At 41.9% G+C, this 22,598-nt stretch carries 21 protein-coding genes; 18 read left to right on the forward strand and 3 right to left on the reverse strand.

The features are described 5' to 3' along the window. Positions 1–200 precede the first annotated feature (200 nt). The 17 genes from KJS58_RS07415 to KJS58_RS07495 all read left to right on the forward strand — a co-directional run bounded on the left by KJS58_RS07415 (position 201) and on the right by KJS58_RS07495 (position 16,070). Entirely contained in the window at positions 201–1,214 is a 1,014-nt protein-coding gene (locus KJS58_RS07415) for a substrate-binding domain-containing protein (protein WP_213531918.1), read from the forward strand. After that, complete coding sequence (locus KJS58_RS07420) at positions 1,204–3,066, forward strand: cache domain-containing sensor histidine kinase (RefSeq protein WP_213531919.1); 1,863 nt, start codon at positions 1,204–1,206, stop codon at positions 3,064–3,066. The genes KJS58_RS07415 and KJS58_RS07420 overlap by 11 nt, the downstream gene beginning before the upstream one ends. Beyond that, a complete protein-coding gene (locus tag KJS58_RS07425; RefSeq protein ID WP_213531921.1) occupies positions 3,063–4,277 on the forward strand; it encodes a response regulator in 1,215 nt (404 codons plus the stop codon). Before KJS58_RS07420 ends, KJS58_RS07425 begins: the two co-directional genes overlap by 4 nt. 243 nt (positions 4,278–4,520) lie before the next feature. Next, entirely contained in the window at positions 4,521–5,603 is a 1,083-nt protein-coding gene (chvE, locus tag KJS58_RS07430) for a multiple monosaccharide ABC transporter substrate-binding protein (RefSeq protein WP_213531923.1), read from the forward strand. A 45-nt stretch (positions 5,604–5,648) separates the two neighbouring features. After that, positions 5,649–7,196: a multiple monosaccharide ABC transporter ATP-binding protein gene (gene mmsA, locus KJS58_RS07435; protein WP_213531925.1), complete on the forward strand. Its 1,548-nt coding sequence runs from the start codon at positions 5,649–5,651 to the stop codon at positions 7,194–7,196. 2 nt (positions 7,197–7,198) lie between these two features. Continuing rightward, the gene (gene mmsB / locus KJS58_RS07440; RefSeq protein WP_213531927.1) at positions 7,199–8,362 is read left to right on the forward strand and encodes a multiple monosaccharide ABC transporter permease; all 1,164 of its coding nucleotides are present in this window, start codon (positions 7,199–7,201) and stop codon (positions 8,360–8,362) included. A 232-nt stretch (positions 8,363–8,594) separates the two neighbouring features. Then, entirely contained in the window at positions 8,595–9,737 is a 1,143-nt protein-coding gene (locus tag KJS58_RS07445; RefSeq protein WP_213531929.1) for a glycerate kinase family protein, read from the forward strand. A 266-nt stretch (positions 9,738–10,003) separates the two neighbouring features. Next, the gene (locus KJS58_RS07450; protein ID WP_213531931.1) at positions 10,004–10,669 is read left to right on the forward strand and encodes a hypothetical protein; all 666 of its coding nucleotides are present in this window, start codon (positions 10,004–10,006) and stop codon (positions 10,667–10,669) included. Between the two features lie 47 nt (positions 10,670–10,716). Further along, positions 10,717–11,388, forward strand: a complete 672-nt coding sequence (locus KJS58_RS07455) for a GNAT family N-acetyltransferase (protein ID WP_213531932.1) — start codon at positions 10,717–10,719, stop codon at positions 11,386–11,388. Further along, positions 11,315–11,872, forward strand: coding sequence for a hypothetical protein (locus tag KJS58_RS07460; RefSeq protein WP_213531933.1), 558 nt, complete (start codon positions 11,315–11,317; stop codon positions 11,870–11,872). The genes KJS58_RS07455 and KJS58_RS07460 overlap by 74 nt, the downstream gene beginning before the upstream one ends. A gap of 143 nt (positions 11,873–12,015) precedes the next feature. Next, positions 12,016–12,204 (forward strand): hypothetical protein, encoded by a 189-nt coding sequence (locus KJS58_RS07465; RefSeq protein WP_249717016.1) that lies wholly within the window; start codon positions 12,016–12,018, stop codon positions 12,202–12,204. 189 nt (positions 12,205–12,393) lie between these two features. Then, on the forward strand, positions 12,394–12,996 hold the full coding sequence (locus KJS58_RS07470; RefSeq protein ID WP_213531935.1) for a hypothetical protein: 603 nt from the start codon (positions 12,394–12,396) through the stop codon (positions 12,994–12,996). Between the two features lie 52 nt (positions 12,997–13,048). Then, complete coding sequence (locus KJS58_RS07475) at positions 13,049–13,390, forward strand: hypothetical protein (protein ID WP_213531936.1); 342 nt, start codon at positions 13,049–13,051, stop codon at positions 13,388–13,390. A 72-nt stretch (positions 13,391–13,462) separates the two neighbouring features. Then, a complete protein-coding gene (locus tag KJS58_RS07480) occupies positions 13,463–13,858 on the forward strand; it encodes an SRPBCC family protein (protein ID WP_306433063.1) in 396 nt (131 codons plus the stop codon). Positions 13,859–13,932: 74 nt separating this feature from the next. Further along, the gene (locus tag KJS58_RS07485) at positions 13,933–14,418 is read left to right on the forward strand and encodes an 8-oxo-dGTP diphosphatase (protein ID WP_213531937.1); all 486 of its coding nucleotides are present in this window, start codon (positions 13,933–13,935) and stop codon (positions 14,416–14,418) included. Positions 14,419–14,432: 14 nt separating this feature from the next. Next, a complete protein-coding gene (locus tag KJS58_RS07490; protein ID WP_213531938.1) occupies positions 14,433–15,569 on the forward strand; it encodes a DUF4269 domain-containing protein in 1,137 nt (378 codons plus the stop codon). Between the two features lie 72 nt (positions 15,570–15,641). Then, positions 15,642–16,070, forward strand: a complete 429-nt coding sequence (locus tag KJS58_RS07495) for a hypothetical protein (protein ID WP_213531939.1) — start codon at positions 15,642–15,644, stop codon at positions 16,068–16,070. Between the two features lie 128 nt (positions 16,071–16,198). Here KJS58_RS07495 and pgmB read toward each other — a convergent pair whose 3' ends face one another. The 3 genes from pgmB to KJS58_RS07510 all read right to left on the reverse strand — a co-directional run bounded on the left by pgmB (position 16,199) and on the right by KJS58_RS07510 (position 20,543). Continuing rightward, entirely contained in the window at positions 16,199–16,852 is a 654-nt protein-coding gene (gene pgmB / locus KJS58_RS07500; RefSeq protein ID WP_213531940.1) for a beta-phosphoglucomutase, read from the reverse strand. A 24-nt stretch (positions 16,853–16,876) separates the two neighbouring features. Then, the gene (locus KJS58_RS07505) at positions 16,877–19,159 is read right to left on the reverse strand and encodes a glycoside hydrolase family 65 protein (protein ID WP_213531941.1); all 2,283 of its coding nucleotides are present in this window, start codon (positions 19,157–19,159) and stop codon (positions 16,877–16,879) included. Between the two features lie 343 nt (positions 19,160–19,502). Then, on the reverse strand, positions 19,503–20,543 hold the full coding sequence (locus KJS58_RS07510) for a LacI family DNA-binding transcriptional regulator (RefSeq protein WP_213531942.1): 1,041 nt from the start codon (positions 20,541–20,543) through the stop codon (positions 19,503–19,505). Between the two features lie 377 nt (positions 20,544–20,920). Here KJS58_RS07510 and KJS58_RS07515 point away from each other — a divergent pair, with 377 nt between their 5' ends. Further along, on the forward strand, positions 20,921–22,591 hold the full coding sequence (locus tag KJS58_RS07515) for a PTS transporter subunit IIBC (protein ID WP_213531943.1): 1,671 nt from the start codon (positions 20,921–20,923) through the stop codon (positions 22,589–22,591). Positions 22,592–22,598: the final 7 nt, after the last annotated feature.

Here is a 22,598-nt window from a genome sequence, read left to right on the forward strand (position 1 = left end):
TTAAGTTTAATGAACCAGATTACTTGTGAAAGATAATAATATTGCTTAACTAGTAAGAGGATGGCTTCTGATAACAATCGGGGGTCATCCTCTTAATCGTGTTTGCTAGGAGATAAAGTTCTCTATATTATTTTATGAAAGCGTTTAATCAAAGGTGGTGGTAAAATAAGGTTGGGTATGAGGAGGTGGCATAAATCACAATGAAAAAGATGCTGTTTGTATATGGACTTTTAATATTCGCCTTTCTAATTTATGTCTTTCAATATATGTCAGAAGATAACAAACAGGGAGATCCAGCAGGTATGGGATTAAGAGGCGAGATCTCGGAGAGGTATGTCATGATCACCTTTCAATCGGGGCTTGAATATTGGAAAAGCGTACTTAAAGGTTTTGAGGATGCTGCTGATGCCATGAATGTATCTATCGAATACCGGGGAGCAACCAATTACGATATTCATGAACAGATTACCGTACTGGAGCAGGCTATTGCCAAAAAACCAGCAGGGATTGCGCTCTCCGCTATGAATTCTCATGCCCTTACAGCCGTCATTAATCGTGCGGTGGATGAAGGAATTCCCGTCGTGTTATTCGATGCAGGTGCCCCAAACAGCAAGGCATACTCCCTGCTGGCCACGAACAATTACAATGCGGGAGCGACCGCTGCCAAACAGATGTCTGAGCTCATTGGCGGACAAGGAGAAGTTGCGGTTATTACCTTGCCTGGGCAACAGAATCATATCGAACGGACCCAAGGATTTACAGAGACGATGAAAAAGTCCTATCCGGATATTGAGGTCGTTGATACGGTGGATGGCAAAGGACGCATCGAAGTTTCAAGACAACAAACGGAAGAACTGCTGGGGAAACATCCTAATCTTGCGGGGATTTTTATTACGGAAGCAACTGGGGGCGTCGGCGTTGGAGAAGTGGTTAAAGCGCGGATGGAAGCAGGTAAGAGTAGAGTTCAAATTATAAGTTTCGACACCAATAAAGGAACGCTCGATATGATTCAGGACGGGACCATAACAGCAAGCATTGCTCAAGGAACCTGGAATATGGGGTATTGGTCTTTACAATACCTGTTCCATCTGCACCACGACCTGACGACTCCGGCACCTTCCGCTACCGATGTAGTATCTCCGCTTCCGGTACTGGTTGATACGGGGATTAATGTCGTGAACAAGCAGAATGTGGAGCAGTATTATGCGAAGTAAGAAGAAGGCCATACCTTCATGGAAGCAGCTGCGCTTTAGTCAAATGCCTCTAAGATATCAGCTTTCGATTCTATTTTTATTGATTGGTATTGTCCCTGCTCTTGGGCTTGGCGTGCTCGTAAACTTTACAGTTGATCGAATTGTAGAAAGGCAGGTAGAAGACAACACGCTCCAATTGATCGGAAAAGTGAATCAATCCCTTGATAAATCGATTGATAATCTGCAAAGCATTACCTATCTTGCTGAATTTGATGAGGATGTCCAAACGTTTATCAAAGAAACCAGAAATGAGAGAGATCCACGTCAGTTAACCGAAAATATGAGTAGCTTCTTTCAGGGCTTCACAACATTATATCCAGAAATAGCTGGAATAATGGTCGTCAATTCGCAGGGAGCTTATCTGAGTAATGAGATGTATGCATACAACGATGCAGATCTGACGGAAGAAGAGTGGTTCAAACAAGCAGTGGGGCAGAAGGGAATATTTACGGTTATCGGACATCCTGGTAAGCGAAGTGTAACGACGCATGTCAATTATACGCCTGAGGAAGTCGTCTCTGTGGCCAGAGCCCTTGTGGATTCGGAGACACAGGATATTAAGGGAGTCATATTAATCGATCTAAAGCTGCGTTCACTATCGGGGATTGTTCGAGATATTACACTAGGCAAAAATGGGTATCTGATGATTCTGGATGAGGAAGGGGAAAAGATCTATGCACCTGAGAATTCCGTTCTTAGGCATTTTAATGCTTCCTGGTTTGACGACAATTCTTCTGGAACGTTTAACAAGCAAATTGGAAACGAAAACTTTCAATTTCAATATCAGACCTCATCCTATACGGGATGGCGAACAATCGGGGTATTTGATACGGGAGATGCGGCACTTGCCGTCCGAGAAATTCATTTTTATGTGGTCTGTTACTTATTTATTGTCTGTATGTTTGGTTTAACGGCGGCTTATGTGCTGTCTCAGTCGATCTCAAGGCCTATCCATCATCTGATGTCTTTGATGCAAAAAGCAGAAAAGGGAGACATGACCTTGCGTTATTTAGGCAATAGGGGGGATGAGGTTGGACAGCTGGGGATCAGCTTTAACCGTATGCTTCAAGAGATTAAAAAGCTGATGGTGATCAATCGGCAGAAGGAGAAACAAAAGCAGGAGGCAGAGCTGCGGAGTCTCACGGCGCATATTAAACCGCATTTTTTATATAACACGCTGGATACGATTCACTGGATGGCGCGTAAGCAGGGAGCAGATGATGTGTCTGTCATGATCCAGTCTTTATCAAAATTGTTCCGGATTGGGCTTAGTAAAGGAAGCAATATGATTCCCTTATCCCAAGAGATAGAACACATCTCTAGCTATCTGCAAATTCAAAAAACGCGTTACAGGGACCGGGTTGAGTGTCACATGGATATCAAGGAAGACGAGCTTCATTGTTATGTTGTTAAGCTGATGCTGCAGCCGTTGGTAGAAAATGCGATATACCATGGAATCAAGGCCAGACGGGGTGCAGGTACCATTTTGATTAAAGTCAGGAAGCAAGAAGAAGCATTGATCATTACGGTATCGGATAACGGAGCGGGGGTGGATGAAGATCGGCTTCGTCAGTTACGAAAGCAACTGGATGACCCTTTGGTCACACTAGAGACACACAATGAGGAACAGCTGCCAGGCCGGAGCTATGGTCTACTCAATGTACAAGCCAGAATACAGCTCACATTTGGACCATCTTATGGCATTACATTAGACAGCACGCAAGGAGAAGGGACAAAAGTAACGATAATACATCCCATAGTAACGAAACCGCAAGTTATGTTAGATCATGTGACGGAGGAAGAAGAGAGATGAAGCATCCTTATCAGGTTCTGATTGCAGATGACGAGCCCATCATTCGTGAAGGTATCTTCGAGTCCATAGACTGGTGCTTACTGGGGATGAAAGTGATGGGGCTTGCCGAAGACGGTGCTGAAGCACTTGAAATGACGGAACGGCAGGCACCCGATATCATACTCGTTGACATGAATATGCCCATTATGGACGGCATTACGTTTATTCAATCGCTTCGTGAGAAAAATATGGATTCAAGATGTGTAATCATTACGGGATACGATGAATTCGGTTATGCCCAGAAAGCGATAGGGCTTGGCGTAGATGAATATATTTTGAAACCGGTAGATCCGGTCGAACTGGAAAAAGTGCTTCGCCGCATCAAATTGTCACTTGATGAGAAGCTGAAGCAACGAGAAGAACAGGAAGCAGCGAGTGAGCATTTGAAGAAGAAAAGAGAGATCCTGCGTGAACAATTAGGTCAGGAATGGATACAAGGAAGGCTCACCGAAGCGGAAATCATGAGACAGTTACATCTGCTGGCCCTCCCTTCTACGCAGCCTGTCAACCTTCTTGTTATTCGCTGGCCGGAGATGCCCACGACGAGGGGTTTGTTAACAGAAAGAGATCGACAACTCTATATGTATGCGGTAAAAAATATAACCGAAGAGCTGCTTGGAAGTGGCAGTGCTCTGATCTTTAAATACGCAGATGACCTGATTGTGGGCATTACGTGGATTCAGATTGCTCCTGAGCTTCTGATGAAATTAGAGGATGCAGCAAAAGGAAGCTTGGGGATTACCGTTCATACTGCTTATGAAGATACGGGTGGTACATTACTCGACATTCCCCATGCTTACCAGCGGATCAAGGATAACATCTATCAGGAAGCATCCGTCTCACCGCTGGTTCGCAGAGCCAGACATTATTTGCAGGAACATTTCCATGACCAAGCACTAACCCTGGAGTTGACTGCAAGCGAGCTGTCTGTTTCGCCTGTATATTTGAGCCGAATGCTAAAAAAAGAATTGGGGGATTCCTTTATTTCTTTGTTGACGGGGATTCGAATCCGCAAAGCCATTCAGCTTCTCAACGGTACCGAGCTTAGTATTCATGAGATTGCTGAACAGACCGGTTATGAGAGTCAGCATTACTTTAGTACCGCTTTTAAAAGAGTGATCGGGATCTCACCTAATAAATACCGTAAAGGAGAGGCTTTTCAAAATGAATGAACGAGCCTCAGCTGTGTATTCATCGACTTGTAATCTTTACAAAAGGACGCCGTGAGGCGTTCTTTTTTATGTTATGAAAGGTTTGATTTTTATAAAAATGGTTGTAAATGTGCAAAGACGGTCTTTTTACTGGGGTGCTATGATAATAGGCGAATAAGGAATAACCGGATATGAAAGCGCTAACTTAAGGCCTGGTATCCATATATTTTCTATATGAATCGTACAAGCGAAAGGGTGGGACCGATGAAGAAAGGATTATCATTTCTGCTTCTCTTCGTGCTCGTCATCTCTTTAAGCGGGTGCAACCTTGCGGAAACGGAAGGAAGCGACAGTAAAGGCTATGTTGGCATTTCAATGCCTACCAAGTCTTCAGCGAGATGGGTAGCAGACGGACAGAACATGGTGAAATTGTTTGAGGAGAAAGGCTTCAAGACGGATATGCAGTATGCCGAGGACGTCGTTGAAAATCAGATCGCACAGATTGAAAATATGATCACCAAGGGTGTAGACGTGATTGTTATCGCTTCGGTTGACGGCAATACGCTGACCGATGTTATCAAGAAGGCACATGATGAGGGTATACAAGTCATCGCTTATGACCGTTTGATTCGAAATACGGAGTATTTGTCCTACTACGCGACCTTTGACAACTTTCAGGTTGGTGTCCTTCAAGCTTCCTATATCGAGCAGAAACTGGGACTGAAAGAAGGAAAAGGGCCGTTTAACATTGAGCTGTTTGGGGGATCTCCAGATGATAACAATGCCTATTTCTTCTTTGATGGGGCCATGTCGGTTCTACAGCCATATATCGATTCCGGGAAACTAGTCGTTCGGAGCAAGCAGACAACGATGAGTCAGATCGCTACGCTGCGATGGGATGGAGCCGAAGCCCAAAAGCGGATGGATAACCTCATTAGTGCCCATTACTCCGGCGAAGAAATCGATGCCGTCTTGTCCCCCTATGACGGAATAAGCCTGGGCATTATTTCTTCCTTAAGAGGTGTAGGGTACGGAAGTGAAACAAAACCTTTACCGATTATTACGGGCCAGGATGCGGAGCTGTCTTCTATTAAATCGATCGTTAACGGAGAGCAAACGCAGACCATTTTTAAAGATACACGCAAACTTGCAGAGCGGACAGTCGGAATGGCTGAAAGTGTTCTAAATGGTACAGAGGCAGAGGTAAACGATACAGAAAGTTATGATAACGGAAAAGGCATCGTACCTTCTTATCTTTTAGAGCCGGTATCCATTGATGCTACCAATGTGGAAGAAGAGATTATTGGTTCTGGTTATTACACAAAAGAAGAAGTTGGATTGAAATAGAAGCTGCACAAGGGCAGGGGAATTTATACGCGGGAAGGTGAAATCATGGCTGAATATATTCTTGAAATGCGCGGAATCACGAAGACTTTTCCAGGAGTAAAGGCACTGGAGAATGTGAATTTAAAAGTAAAACCGGGTGAAATTCATTCTTTATGCGGGGAGAACGGGGCAGGGAAATCAACGCTTATGAAAGTGCTCAGCGGGGTTTATCCATATGGGACCTATGAGGGCGATATTCTTTTTGAAGGCGATGTATGTGAGTTCAAGACCATTAAGGACAGTGAAGAAAAAGGAATAGTCATCATCCATCAGGAGCTGGCACTCATTCCCTATCTCTCTATTGCGGAAAATATATTTTTAGGCAACGAAAGAGTAAATAAAGGGGTTATCAATTGGCATGAAACCATTATGAAAACCCGAGAACTATTAAAAGAAGTGGGACTCAGTGAGAATCCTAACACGCTGATTACGAATATTGGCGTCGGTAAACAACAGTTAGTCGAGATTGCGAAGGCACTTTCTAAAAAAGTAAAATTGCTCATTCTTGATGAGCCGACGGCAGCGCTGAATGAAACCGACAGCCAAAACCTGCTCAGGCTAATGCTCGAATTTAAGAAACAAGGGATTGCTTGTATCTTAATCTCCCATAAGCTGAACGAAGTATCCGAGGTATCCGATTCAGTTACCATTCTTCGCGATGGAAAAACGATAGAAACATTAGATATGAGAGCTAAGGATATGTCAGAAGATCGAATTATCAGAGGGATGGTCGGTCGTGATTTGACGGATCGTTATCCGGAGCGCAAGCCGAATATAGGAGAAATGCTGCTTGAAGTCAGAGATTGGACGGTGTATCACGAGCACCATGCGGATCGCAAAGTGCTGGATAATGTAAACCTGAATGTCCGCCGCGGCGAAATTGTTGGAATTGCAGGACTCATGGGCGCAGGGAGGACTGAACTAGCAATGAGCATTTTTGGTAAAGCTTATGGACGGAAGATATCGGGTGAGCTTCGTAAGGAAGGCGAAGTCATTCAAAATAACAGCATCGGTCAAGCCATTGATAATGGATTTGCCTATGTCACGGAAGATCGTAAAGATTATGGGTTGGTACTGATACAGGATATTAAACGCAATATTTCGCTGACCGGTCTTCCTAAGCTGCAAAAAGCATCAATCATTAACGAGAATGAAGAGATTGTGGTAGCTGAAACGATGCGTAAAAGGCTGAAAATCAAAACTTCCAGTATCCAGCAGGAAGTTCAGAATTTGAGCGGTGGAAATCAGCAGAAGGTCGTACTTAGCAAATGGATTTATTCCGAGCCTGACATTCTGATTCTGGATGAACCAACACGAGGGATTGATGTAGGTGCTAAATTTGAGATCTACTCGATCATTCAGGAACTTGCCAGCGAAGGGAAAGCCGTCGTCGTCATTTCCTCCGAGCTGCCTGAGATCCTCGGTATATGTGACCGGATTTATGTAATGAATGCGGGGAGAATTACCGGGGAAGTAAACCGGAGTGAAGCAAATCAGGAAGTGCTCATGAAATATATGACCAAGACACCGAGCAAGGGAACAGGAGGGGCTTAGAGATGGGGACATTAATAAAGCTGTTTAAAAATAACATTCGCCAGTACGGTATGATTATTGCACTAATTTTGATCATGATTTTGTTTGGACTCCTCAGCGGAGGGTTATTATTTGAGCCAATCAATATCACCAACCTTATATTGCAGAATAGTTATATTCTTGTGCTAGCGATCGGAATGGTGCTGGTCATCATTACCGGACACATTGATTTATCAGTAGGGTCAGTTGCAGCTCTTGTTGGAGCATGTGCTGCAATCATGATGGTAGACATGAACCTTCATCCTGTCATTGCTGTCATTCTCTCTTTATTACTGGGTGCGCTTATAGGGGCATGGCAGGGCTTTTGGATTGCTTATGTCAGAATTCCGGCTTTTATTGTGACCTTAGCAGGGATGTTACTGTTCCGGGGAATGACGATGATTGTCCTGGAAGGTCAATCCATTGCTCCTTTACCTGAAGGGTTTCAAAAGATCAGTGCAGGATTTATTCCAGACTTCGGTAATATGGAAACAAACCTGGTAGCGCTGCTCGCCGGAATTGTGGTAACTATTCTATACGTGATGAGTGAAGTGAAAAATCGCAGAAATCAGCAGAAGTATCAGTTCGAGACGATTTCAAGCGCTCTATTTATTGCTAAAATGGTTGTTATTGCTGCCGTCATTAACATATTTTCTTTCGCGCTTGCTAGTTATGCAGGTATTCCAAATATCTTGATCCTGCTGGCAGTGCTGATTGTTGGATACTCTTTTATCATGAACAGGACGGTTATGGGGCGTCATATCTACGCGATCGGAGGAAACGAAAAAGCCGCAGGTCTCTCCGGTGTGAAAACAAAGAAAGTAACCTTCTGGGTATTCGTTAATATGGGCGTTCTTGCCGCCATCTCGGGCTTAATCTTTACGGCAAGACTAAACGCAGCAATTCCAAGAGCAGGAACAAACTTTGAACTCGATGCCATCGCAGCTGCCTTTATTGGCGGGGCATCTGCTTCCGGCGGGATCGGAACGGTGTATGGGGCAATCATTGGCGGTCTCGTCATGGGCGTACTGAACAATGGGATGTCATTGATTGGTCTTGGCATAGACTGGCAGCAAGGAATCAAAGGTCTGGTTCTCTTGTTAGCGGTAGCTTTTGATATTTACAATAAGAATAAAAGGGCAGCTTAAAATGATTGGGTAGAGATGTACTTCCTTATATATTATGTGACCGGTAAGTGATAGGTTTTTCACCTATTACTTACCGGTTTTTTAATTGAGCAATCAAGTTTTCTTATTGTGCAGCTTCCATGTTAACGAATAGAGGAGTTATGGTCTCTGATGAAGAAGCAATTCTTAATATGGGAACAGCACCAACGCTCATGAATGGATTTTTCCTATAATACAGGTTGAGGTGATTTAGATGGCAAAACAAACATTTGTGCTTGCACCGGATTCATTTAAAGAAAGTATGACAGCTAAAGAAGTATGTATTGCTATAGAAAAGGGACTGCGTAAATCCTTTCCAGAAGCAAATTATCTGCATGTTCCTATGGCAGATGGAGGCGAAGGTACAGTCCAATCTTTGGTAGATGCAACAGGCGGGAGAATGTTTGAAAAAGAAGTGACAGGTCCTCTAGGGAACCAAGTAACTGCTCAATTCGGAATTATGGGAGACGGCACAACTGCTGCCATTGAAATGGCTTCAGCAAGCGGGATTCACTATGTAACGAAAGATACGAAAAATCCGCTGATTACGACCACCTATGGAACAGGAGAACTAATCCGCGAATGCCTTGATCAAGGTATAAAGAAAATTATTATCGGTATAGGCGGCAGTGCAACCAATGACGGCGGAACAGGTATGGCGGAAGCGCTCGGAGCCAAATTCCTTGATCAGAAAGGGGAAACTCTTCCTCGCGGAGGAGGTAGTCTTGATCGGCTTTGCACCATTGATGTGGCAGAGCTTGATCCCAGACTTCAGGAGGTGGAAATCATCGTTGCCTGTGATGTAACCAATCCACTGTGCGGTGAGAATGGTGCGTCGCATGTCTTTGGTCCACAGAAAGGGGCTACACCTGAAATGGTCCTTCAGTTAGATAACAATCTAGCCCATTATGCGGAAGTAGTGAAGAGCGTGCTGAACAAAGATATCCGTGATGTTCCTGGAGCGGGTGCAGCAGGCGGATTGGGTGCAGGATTACTCATTTTCACAAAATCCACACTTCAAAGAGGCATTGATATTATTATTCAATACACGGGGCTGCGCGAGAAACTTGCTGGGGCGGATTACTGCTTCACAGGAGAAGGGGGAATGGACTTTCAGACCAAATTCGGTAAGACTCCTTACGGCGTGGCCAAAGTTGCAAAAGAAAAGGGAATCCCTGTTATTGCACTCGCTGGTTACATTGGAGAAGGCGTTGAGGTTCTCTATGAAGAAGGGATCGATGCAATTTTTGGTATTGTTCCTGGTGCTCACGAGATTGAAAAACTGCTTGCCGATGGTCCTCGTAATGTCGAGTGTACAAGCGAAAATATTGGTAGGCTGCTTAAGCTGAAAATCTAAATGAAAGAGCAGAGAAAACAAAAGAGAGTAGAACGTGTTTTGCCGATTGAAACGCTAGGTTAACCGCTTTAACGCATAGTAACGAAGTATTCGCAGCATTTAGCTAGGTTCCGTTATTTAGACAGCGAGGAATATAAGAATACAATGTCGTATAAGAAGAATATGCTATTCAACTCGTGACTGTTTATGGTGACCGACACGAACACCAAACTTCGGCTTTCTGCTTATTCTTGTTAAGCTAAAGTACAGGGAGAAAGGGGATTTGAATGAAATCTATAAGTCTTTTGTGTGGGTCGCTTCTATTGTTTGCTACCATTTTAGTGGCGTGTACCTCTAATTCGCCGATGGGAAGTTCGGAGAAACAGCAGATCGTGGAACATGTGAAGACAGTTGAAGAGAGTGAATTTGATCTTATTTACTTTAACAAATCCTATAGACAATATCATAAAGCTATAGATGAAATTGTAAGTGAAGAATACTGGGCATCTATCCGTAGTGAGATTATATTTGGATATGATAGTAGAGCATACACCCGAGATGATTTGGTGAATATGCCTCAAGAGGAGTACGACAAACATAAAGAACATATGCTTAATTTAATTCATGGAATTGGTATGGAAAAACTTAGTGCAACGGTGCGCATATCGGATGTGTATGAAGGGGAGCAGTCTAATCAAGTCAATATATACACGATTGAAAATAAAGAGTTGAAAGATCAACCATTCAGCGCAACTACTAAGAAGTATACATTGGAGAAGCGTAACGAAAAATGGATTATTACCAAAGTAGAGCAAGATAAATTTAATTATGGAAACGAGCAGACAGCAGAGGAGATGGAAGAGGGAATCAAGGGACTTAATTATCAAATCCATGATGGTAAGGTTATTGGTTACCCGACAGTAATAGTGTTGTCAGGCGTAGGAAAAGTATAGGGTTTAATAGTGACATTGGAATTAACAGGCAGAGGAGGGTCGGTAAAATGAATAAAGAGGTGCTGTTCACAGAAGAACCGGTTTTTGAAACGGAACGAATGATACTTAGAAGATTAGATATGGATGACCTGGAAGAATACTTTAGTTTTTCTTCGGACCCGCTGGTATCGGAACGGACATTATGGGATCGGCATGAATCTACCGAGGACACTCGAGTGTTTTTAGAGAAAGTACAGAGATCGTTTGTAGAAAAGATAGCCTATCGTTGGGCTGTTATTTATAAGCCGGAACGAAGATTGATAGGAAGAATTGGATTTATTCATCTGGACGAGATACATAGCTGTGCAGAAATCGGATATGCTCTTTCTAGTAGATATTGGGGGAAGGGTATCACTACTGAAGGGTTACAAGAAGTAATTAAATATGGAATTAGTCATATGAATATAAACCGGATTGAAGGAAGATGTAATGTAGATAATCTAAGTTCAGCACGGGTTATGAAAAAAGTCGGGATGCAGCAGGAGGGCATACTTCGAGAAAAGTTTCAGATCAAAGGAGAATTTGTGGACCAGATTCAGTTTGCCATGATAAGAAAAGAAGTGGCAACAAGAAATAAGAAAGCTTTAGCCAAGGGGGTAACAACACTTGAAATCGACGATGAAAGTAGCAGGAATGTTTATCCTTTTTGCTCTACTCGCGTATGTGATTGTATCTTATAGTCTTAACACTACGAATTCAAGCCATAACAAGCCTTATGATGGGAAGAAACTTAGCATTGGTATGGTAGGTGAAGCACCCGTGGTACGCGAGAAGCAGGTTTCTTTTCATAAAATAAATCTTCAGAAGATGAAGGAAGAAAGTAACCATTTGGATGCTATTTTTATTAGTAAAGAATTTTTATCAAAGGCTGCTGCACCAGAGTTTGCAAAAGTATACAAGGAATTAGAGATCCCCGTATTCTTTATACAATCCGAGCGGAGTTACGTCCCTTTTTTCTATGAAGAGCTTAGTTATGAAGATGCGCCAGATACATCGGTTGATCTTAGCTATGCAACTGCACTCGTTCCGCAGCAGGGAAATGAAATGGGATACTGGCAGTTTGGAGTCTATAATGACAGGCGGAGTAAAAGAAACATTCAGTCTGCTTACTCCAAGATGTTTGAGGCTATTGATCAAGGAAGTATCAATGATGAAGAGAAGTAATTGCCTTTTAAGAGGATTTAATTAGTCATAAACATATAAAATATTACATAATAATGGTATAATTAGGAATAAGTTGTTTAATCAGGGCTTGAGGGAAAGAGGCAAGTCCTTTTTTATTTTATATAGAGGAGGAGTGCATGCTCATGGATGGAGGAACAGGTGTTTTCAGTATTTTATCTATATTTTTAGTCATTTGGTATATCGTTTGTCTAGGAATAGGTATCTATTGTTTTGTGTTATTCGTGAAACTGGCGCGGAGAGGGATAACTGCGCTCGATATTTACATCGGTAAACATAAGAATCCAAACCGGCATACAGACCAAGAGTTATAGTGCTTTAACATATGTAAAATGAAGACATAAATAGTCGCTGTTTAGCCTAGTGCTGAGTGCGGCTGTTTTTTTTGTGATAACGATTCGCTTTTCTTTTTTTGAAACAATGCACCTACTGGTAACGTTAATAATCATGTAGAATAAATAGATTCGAGTACATTACATCTTAGAGAGGAACATAAATAAACCATGAATAATAAATGGAAGAACCTAATTTTGATTCTTACCTCCATTTTACTGATCTTTGGAACTATGCAAGCGAAGAAAAAGTATGCTCAGTATCAAAATACGGATCGCTATGTGCTGTCATTAATGAATCGCGAATTAGTAACAAATGGTATGAGTAATTACAGTGAACTAAATCGGCTGTTGAAGGAACTGGATAGAGGCAGTATCTCGATGACTCAGTTTGAGAGTGGACTTCTGGATGTTGTTAAGGATTTGGATAGAGCTGAGCTTGCTGAATATACACTTGCGAATACCCATTGGAATTACACATATGACCAGCCCATAGGTGCAAATGATATCACAGGTTTTTTAACTTATATCTCCTATAAACTGAAATATATCGCTCTCTCGGATGATGATGAGGCTAAAGTGGAAGCTGTGAAAGAACTAAAAGAGATTTTTCTGACGTTGGAAAATAACTTAGATCGAGAGCGCATGATTAGTGGTAATTATCCTTCTATTAAAAATAGTTGGACCGCTGCGATGAAAGCAGTATATAAGGAACATGGAGATTCAGATCTCTTGAAGAGTTTTTTTGAAAACAACGAGAGATATATGAAATAAATAATAAATAGAGGTAATGAATTGATAATGAAAGAGAGGTCCTGGTAGACAAGTGAGATGGATTCCGTATCTGTTATTGATCTTATTTAATACTGTAATGACCCTGATCGGATGGTATTGGCTGAGGTTATTATATTGGGTAATGGAAGGATCTATCCCGGTATGGCTGATCTTAGGATCGTTTTTACTTGTAACAGGAATCTGGATTTGTGGAAATATTCTTGTCATTAGAAATGGACGCATTCGCGCGATTCCTTCTATACTTATTATTGTTTTGACGGTTCTCATGGTTTACTACGAGCCAACCCTGATGCCGAGGTATAAGGAATTTGTAGACGAGAAAACCATGTCTCAGTCTTTCATTCTATTGGAGTATTTCAAAAAGGGGGAATGACCTCTGATTAGTATTCAGACCGAGATCACGATTGATAGGCCGATACGTTGCTGTTTTGATGCAGCGAGAGATTTGGATCTGCATACCCGAACGGTATGGAAACATACTCACGAGAAGGTCATTTCATCCCCTGGAGGTATAGATGGACAGCTGATCGGGTACGGTGAGATGGTAACCTTTGAGGCAACTCACTTCTTTGTTCGCCAGCAGCTTACATCTAAAGTGGTAGCTTTTGAGCCGCCCTACATGTTTACAGATCAAATGCAGCAAGGCGCGTTCCGCAGCATGACACACATTCACGAGTTTGAAGTCCTTGGTCCAAGTTCAACACGGCTTAGGGACACGCTTTATTTTGAAGCTCCTTATGGATGGGTAGGAAGGCTTGCGGAGCGTTTTATTTTGCAATTATATATGAAAAAATTTCTTGAGTACCGTAATAAGCAATTAAAGAAAATGCTTGAATCTTAGAGAAGGTATAAAGACATGTAAAGCACAGGTAGTTTCTTATATAACTTACTTTACACAAGGAGACGAACTACATAATGACAAACGGATCAAATGATATCGAAGTTAAACTGTACACGATGTGCGTAGTACGTGGCGGAGATCGAATCTTATTAATGAACCGTCCAAGTGAAAATGGATTTCCAGGATGGATTGCTGCAGGAGGGAAAGTGGACTTTCCCGAGAGTTTAACCGAAGGGGCCATACGCGAAGTAAAAGAAGAAACGGGTCTTACGGTAAGTAATTTAATATACAAAGGTCTTGATGAGTTTGTTGATGTGAATGAGAGATACCGGTATATGGTATTTAACTATATAACGGATACATTTGAAGGAGATTTGCTGGACAATCCTCCTGAAGGAGAACTTCGGTGGATCCCGCTTGATGAACTGGTACACTATCCGATGCAAGATTGGTTTAGAGAAAGACTGACGTATTTTTTTGAAGACGGAACCTTTGAAATTTATGCTCTATGGGATGAAAAGCGTAACGAAACACAAAAGCGAACCATAACAAAATTGTAGGGAGAAAGACAAAAGTGAATCATATTCAGTACGAAGATTTGACCTATCTACTTAGTGGAAACGAAGTACAACAAGCAGCATACCGGGCACTGCAGAAACACCATGTAATGGAGATTCTATCTCCATACACTCCTATCCTAACAGGAACAATTCCGATAGATATCGATATTGAAGGCAGTGATCTCGATATTATTTGTGAGGTGTATGATTTTTCGGCATTTGAACGACTTTTACGAAGTGAATTTGGAGACTTCCAGGACTTTATTATGACGGACAAAATAGTGGATGGGATCAGAAGGATGAAAGCGAATTTCCAGCTTGAGCCGTTTGAGGTCGAGATATTTGGACAGCCCATTCCAGTCACTAAGCAGAATGCCTATCGTCATATGTTGATCGAAGACCGTATACTTCGTCTTTACAATGATGAATTTAGACAGCATGTACGTTCGCTTAAGAGAGAAGGGTATAAAACAGAACCGGCATTTGCCATGCTGATGGAGCTAGAGGGAGATCCATACGAGAGCCTGTTAGAGGTAGAGTCATGGGCTGACGAGAAAATTGAAGCAATGGGGTATCCTTCTTTTATAGATAGTTTCCCAAGAGTATATCAATTTAGTGAGAAAAAGAAATACCACTTTCCTTTGAACACGAAAAATATAGAGTATACAGAAGGGGAGGAAGGGTCCGAATTATTTGCTGAAAGATATCATAAAGATCATTCCATATATGTATCACCGGGGAAAAATCGAAACGAAGCACATTTGTTTTTTCGAGGCGCTGCCGATTTCACTTGTCGATGTACGATTCTTGACCTTTCTCAGGAACAATCTCCGATTCTTAAGGAGATGGAGGCAAGTATTATCGAAGATTCGAGTGATTATCATTATGAATATTTCGATGGTTTCGATTCCTATGGGGTTATTGAAGTGAAGGACTTTGAGTGGAATACCTATATCACCTCAGATGTGGAGAAGTGGGGTACGGAGTTTTTTGGTTTTATCGAATCTTTTTTGCTTCGATACTTTTCTCAGCTTGTTTTTCCCGCGAAAGACATCAAAGCGATAGAGATCTATATGAAACAAACCTTGCCTTTCGCTAAAGCCTTTTATTATGAAGAAGAATTATATTATCGCTTTAAGAATTTCTGGTGACAGAGAGAGGAGGTATTTGTACAGGCATAATGGGACTTCTTGTTAAATGAATAATAGAGAGGAAGATTGCTGATGAACGTAAAAAAACGCAAAGTTTTTACTAGAATTCTACTTCTTCTTCCGTTTATTTTGATTTTAATCATACTGCCCTTTGCTTATTCAAGTAAAACATATTATCCCGCTGCCCCTTTCTCTACAATAAGTAAAAAAGAAGCGGTTCAAGCATTAGAACCTTCTTCCAAAGAACTGATCTATTTGACAGAAGAGGAAGGTAAGCAATGGTACGGATTTAAGGGCAGCCAAGGTGATGGTGCAGAGGCGGTTATCTCTTTCATGAAGGATAAAGGATGGACGTATCAAACCCAGGAGGGAGCAGGTTATTTCTTTGGCAAGGAAGGAGGAGCAAGCTCCCAGGAGGAAACATCTGCAATCGTGGATAGTGAAAAGTGGACGAGACAATATGTTCTCTATAGCATCCCTGTCCGTCACTTGGAAGAATAAATTGTGAACGTGAACCAATTATATAGTGCTGAAGAGAGTCAGAATAAAAAATAAAAAGACGTGAGTGAGATGGATCGCAGGTAACGATCTATCCACTCAAGTCTTTTGTTTATCGACACATCATTTATTTATTTTTTCGTGAAATTTTCTTTCAGCAAAGAGAGAGACAACTCAGCTGTGGAAGAGACGATAAGATCCGCTTTTTGCATCTGAGCAGGTGTACCTACGCCAACCGCATACATACCAGCGGAAAGAATGGACTCTATTCCTGCTTCTGCATCTTCAATGCCGACACAGTCTTCAGGCAGAACGCCAAGTTTAGCAGCACCCGTTAAGAAGATTTCTGGATCCGGTTTCCCTTGTTTAATCAAGTTCACATCAACGACATGATTGAAATAGTGGGTAACTCCCAGACGATCCAGAATAAACGGTGCATTTTTACTTGCGGAGGCAAGAGCAGTGCCAATGCCAGCTTCTTGTAACTCTTTTAGCAGTGCTTCAATTCCTGGAAGCAAATCGGCAGGTGTGACTTTTGCAATCATTTCTTTATAGAGATCGTTTTTCTTTTCAGCAAGTGCTTTTTTCTCTTCATCGGAATAAGCAGTGTCACCTAGGGACAGGATGAGTTCCAGGGATTCCATCCGGCTGACTCCTTTTAATTTCTCGTTAAATTCCTTATCAAAAGGAAGGTTCAATTCATCAGCTAGACTTTTCCATGCTAGATAATGATATTCTGCTGTATCAGTAATGACCCCGTCGAGGTCGAAAATAACGGCTTTCATTCTTTCTCCACCTTTCAGATTCACTTAGGAAGTGGTTTTTGTAATGAGTGGCTCTTCATCTGTAATGAGCACTTCTATATCATAAAGTTCCATCGTCAGCGGTGCACCGGAGACAAGCGTGATCTTCACTTCGTTCTGATCTACACTTACATTAATCAGGCGCTCACGATAATTGATGTGGAAGCTGTAGCTAGACCATTCTTTTGGCAGGAATGGCGAGAAGCGCAGCGTCTCTCCATGCGTACGCATGCCAGCAAATCCTTGCACAATAGCAAGCCAGCTGCCTGTCATAGAAGTAATATGCAGACCATCTTCCGTGTCATTATTATAGTTATCAAGATCAAGTCTTGCCGTACGTTTGTACATCTCAACTGCTTTTTCTTCCATCTTCAGTTCAGCAGCAAGTACTGCATGAATGGAAGGGGAGAGGGAAGATTCATGAACCGTCATTGGCTCATAGAAGTCAAAATTCCGTTTCTTTTCTTCCATTGTGAACTCATCGCTGAAGAAATAAATTCCTTGCAGAACATCAGCTTGTTTGATGAATGGAGAACGCAAGATTTTATCCCATGACCATTTCTGATTGAGCGGAAGATCTGCTTTATCCAAGGAGGATACAGGACGCAGATCCTTATCAAGGAAGGTATCATGTTGTACATGTACACCCAGCTCCTCGTCATAAGGGAAGTACATACGGTCCACAATATCCTGCCAGTGAGCGAGTTCCTCAGCAGAAATATTCAGTTGTTCTTTTCGTTGTTCATCGATATCTGCTAGACATTCCATTGTATATCTCAGAACCCAAGTTGCCATAGTGTTGGTGTACCAGTTGTTGTTGACGTTATTCTCATATTCATTAGGTCCGGTTACCCCATGAATCATATATTTATTGTGACGTTTCGAAAAATGAACCCGGTCAGCCCAGAATCTGCTGATTTCGGTCAGTACTTCAATACCTTCATTTTGGAGATACGTTTTGTCTCCCGTATAATTCGTATAATTATAGATGGCGTAAGCAATGGCTCCGTTACGGTGAATCTCTTCAAACGTAATTTCCCATTCATTATGACACTCCACACCAGTGAAGGTAACCATCGGGTAGAGTGCACCTTTTAGACCTTGCTGACGTGCATTATGTTTCGCACCTTCCAGTTGATTGAAGCGATAGCGCAGCAAGTTTTCAGTTACACGTTTGTCAGCAAGCGCTAGATACATTGGAACAGCGTAAGCTTCGGTATCCCAGTAAGTTGCACCGCCATATTTTTCACCTGTAAAGCCCTTAGGACCAATATTCAGGCGTTCATCGTGTCCATAGTAAGTCGAGAATAATTGGAAGATATTAAAGCGAATTCCTTGCTGTGCTTCTACATCACCTTCAATGGTAATATCCGCTTTCTCCCAGCGCCGAGCCCACTCCAGAATATGCTCTTCTTGAAGCAGGTTGTACCCTTTGTTCATCGCGTCTGTCATCAGACGTTCCGCTGTAGGGATCAGATCTTCTTTCTCCATATCCCGTGAAGTGGTAACCACAACATATTTCTGAATTTCTGCAGAAGCGCCGGAAGGGATTTCATATTCATAATGAGCCGCTGCATAAAGTCCTGCTTCTTCTGTTGTCATAGATAAAGCATGTTCTGTTACAATGCCCATCGTTGCATTAATGGTAAAGCGCTCGATGTCAAATGCATTTTCTTTTGTCATAGCAGAAAGACTAATGTAAGGGTCGCCTATTTTACGATCCGCTTCAACCCAAAATGTTTCTTCATAGTTAGCGTCCTCATTTTTCGTATTTCCGTCCAAGTACGGAATCAGAGTGACTTTGATATTCTCATCTGTCAGATTCGTTACGTTATATTTAATTAGACATAGTTCAAGGAAGGAGGCACTGAGAAAACGTTCTGTTTCAATGCGCACCTGTTCATTTACGGTGAAGGAACGGCGTAGAATCCCTTCTTTCATATCGAGTTCTTGATAGAAGTCAGTGACTCTATCTTGATAAGTGTCGATTTCGTTATCGTTAACTAGGACGCGTATTCCAATGAAATTCATGGCATTTATAACCTTGCCAAAATATTCAGGGTATCCGTTTTTCCACCAGCCAACCTTTGTTTTGTCAGGATACCAAACCCCAGAAATATAGGTGCCTTGATGGTGATCTCCGGAATACGTCTCTTCAAAATTCCCTCGCATTCCCATGTATCCGTTACCAATGGAAGTCATACTTTCCTGAAGGCGCAGATCTTCCTTATGAAGTGTATTTGTAGTGAGTTTCCATGCATGAGTGTCAAAAATACGTTTATATGACATGATAATCCTCCTTGAAGGAGTGTGAGTCTCCACAGCTCCTGTGTTAGTTAATCACTGGTGAAACTTTGATACCTCATCGCACTTTGAAAGCCTTTTCTTATATTGTCAAAATTCATATCCACTATCGTATGAATAACCCTGATCATTTGCTTTAAAAAACGTACGATGTTGCATCATGAAAGTGCTATCATTTGATTGCGTTTTCAGTATATAGTGCAACCGGTTGCCCTGTCAACCCAAAAAAGAACAATCTCGTATTCGACTTCTCAGGATACTTTATGAAAAGCAGCTTGATGCAAAATCAAATGCGTGATCATTCTTTTTCTGTGATAAAGCAAGAGAATTATAAAATTCCTTTGTCTGCCGTATTTTCTATTGTTCTGCGCTGAGAAGAAGCACGCTCGACAATTCGATGCGGGACAATAATATGTTTTGTCATTTCTTTGGGATCTAAAATTTTCTCAATTAGACTTTTAGCAGCTTGATATCCCAGTGTAAATATATCGATGTCGACTGAAGTGAGCGGGGGATTCAGCATCTCAGCAATACGGAGATTATTAAAACTCACAAGTGAGCAAGCCTCTGGCAGTGAAAATCCCAACTGACTCAGCATCGTTTGCAGTGGGAGAGCATACATATCATCGCCGACAATAAGGGCGGTTGGCCGGTTAGGTAGTTTAAAAAGTAAATCTAAATCTTCCTTAGTGAAGCATGGGTCGAGTATATACTGCTCATCAGTAAAGAGACCCGAATCTTGTAGTGCTCTTGTGTACCCGCGGACCCTTTCTTTATGAACTGTACGACTCACATCAGCCCCCACATAAGCAATGTATTCGTGACCTAGTTCTATTAGATATTGTGTTACGTCTTTGCCTGCTTGGAAATTGTCATTATCTACATGAGTAGTCTCATTTACGTATTGCTGTGGTTTACCTATTACGGTATAAGGAATTTTTTCGTTATGAAAATAATCGATTACCGGATCTTCTGATTTGGAGTAGAGGACAATGAAGCCATCTACCCGGTTGGCTCTTGTCATCATTTTAACGCGATCAAGCAGTTCTTCATCGGTTCTTGCTGTGACAATGGCCATTGTAAAATTTTTCTCATTCGCAAGCTCACTGATTCCTCGAATACTTTCCAGAAAAAATGGATTTTGAAAAATAGCAATTTCTGCATCTGGCATGATAATACCGATCGATTGCGTCATCTTGTTAGCCAGGCTTTGTGCAGAGAAATTAGGTTCATATCCAAGCGCTTTCATTTCTTTCCTTACCCTAGCCTTGGTAGCTTCGCTGATTTTGGGACTATCTTGTATAACGCGAGATACGGTGGAGGTAGCCACATTCGCACGCTTTGCAATATCTTTTATTGTTACTGCCATCGATAACGCTCCTTTCATCTATTCTTTTGTTATATCATACACACCCCTTGGCAAATGAACAACGGTAAACCCGTCGTCAAAATTAGATTTTTAAAAAAGGGTTGCAAAATGAAAGCGATATTATTTATAATGATCTTGCAACCGATTGCACTGAATTGCACAATGTTGCAATCGAATCTGTTTGAATCCCTAACAAGTCTAGAAAGCAAAGTGTAAACGCTTAAGAAAAACGCACTGGATTAGCTTATGTGTTACAACTGTAGAATCGTTTTTTTGTAAGGGATTTCTGAATGCGATATCAATTCCAATTATGCTAAATGGGGAATCATAATGGATGAAGCGAAGGTTGCGAAATAATAGAACATGAGGTACTCATTATGAAAAAATTATTGTCTTTTGAGTTCTGGCAAAAGTTTGGTAAAGCACTGCTTGTCGTTGTTGCGGTTATGCCAGCAGCCGGTATTATGATTTCACTGGGTAAAGTAATCGCCATGTTCGGGGGAGATCTTTCATTCCTAGTGACCGCAGGCGGGGTTATGGAAAATCTCGGTTGGGGAATTATCAACAATCTTCACATACTATTTGCAGTTGCTATTGGTGGTTCTTGGGCGAAAGAGCGTGCAGGTGGAGCTTTTGCTGCACTAATCGCTTTTATCTTAATTAATATTACGACAGGAACGATTCTTGGCGTAAGCAGTGACATGCTCACACAAGAGGGAGCAACGACAACGACTTTATTTGGTCAGGAAATTCTAGTATCGGGCTACTTTACTTCCATACTGGGAGCACCAGCACTGAACATGGGTGTTTTTGTCGGTATCATCTCTGGTTTCCTCGGAGCTGTAGTCTTTAATAAATATTATAATTATCGTAAACTGCCGGAAGCATTAGCTTTCTTTAACGGTAAACGTTTTGTACCTTTCGTAGTTATTTTATGGTCTGTTATTATTGCCGTTGTGATGTCTGCCGTATGGCCTTTCGTACAAACGGGAATTAATGGCTTTGGTAAATGGCTTGCTGCCTCGGGAGATACAGCACCGTTTATGGCACCGTTCTTATATGGTACGCTAGAACGGGTACTTTTACCTTTCGGTCTGCATCATATGCTTACTATTCCAGTAAACTACACAGAGCTTGGAGGCATTTACACGGTACTAACCGGAGCGAATGCGGGCGGAACGGTAGCTGGACAAGATCCACTCTGGCTTGCTTGGGCAAGTGACCTTGCGAACTTGCAAGGAACAGATCCTGCAGCATACCAACAGCTTATTTCCACGGTTACTCCTGCACGTTTTAAAGTAGGACAAATGATCGCAGGAGCCGGTATTTTGATGGGTATTGCGCTTGCCATGTATCGCCGTGTAGATAAAGACAAACGTTCCAAATATAAATCCATGTTCCTGTCCGCAGGCTTGGCTGTATTTTTGACAGGGGTAACAGAGCCGCTTGAGTTTATGTTCATGTTTGCTGCACCGCTTCTGTATGGTGTGTACGCAGTCATTACGGGTCTAGCTTTTGGTATGGCAGATTTAATTCATCTGCGGCTGCATTCCTTCGGTATGATTGAATTATTAACACGGATTCCGTTATCGATTAATGCGGGCCTTGTCGCAGATATTATTAACTTTGTCATTACAACAGCTGTATTCTTTGGGGCATCCTATTTTATTTCTTACTTTATGATTGGTAAATTTAAATTGGCTACACCGGGCAGACTTGGGAATTATACGGATGATGAGTCTGATAAAGCAGCAGATGAGGATGCGGGTTCTGCATCGGCTTCTGAAACATCAGTTGCAGATGCCGAAGGAGAAGATCTTCCTTCTAAAATCATTAGCATCCTCGGTGGACCGCAAAATATTGTCGATGTAGATGCATGTATGACTCGTCTGCGTATTACAGTGAATAATGTTGATGCCGTGGGTAATGAAGAGGAATGGAAGAAACTTGGAGCACTCGGGCTGATCAAGAAGGATAATGGAATTCAGGCGATCTATGGACCGAAAGCGGATGTACTCAAATCCGATATTCAAGACAGACTAGGGTGATGAAATT

The sequence above is a fragment of the Paenibacillus sp. J45TS6 genome (assembly GCF_018403285.1).
GTDB lineage: Bacteria > Bacillota > Bacilli > Paenibacillales > Paenibacillaceae > Paenibacillus.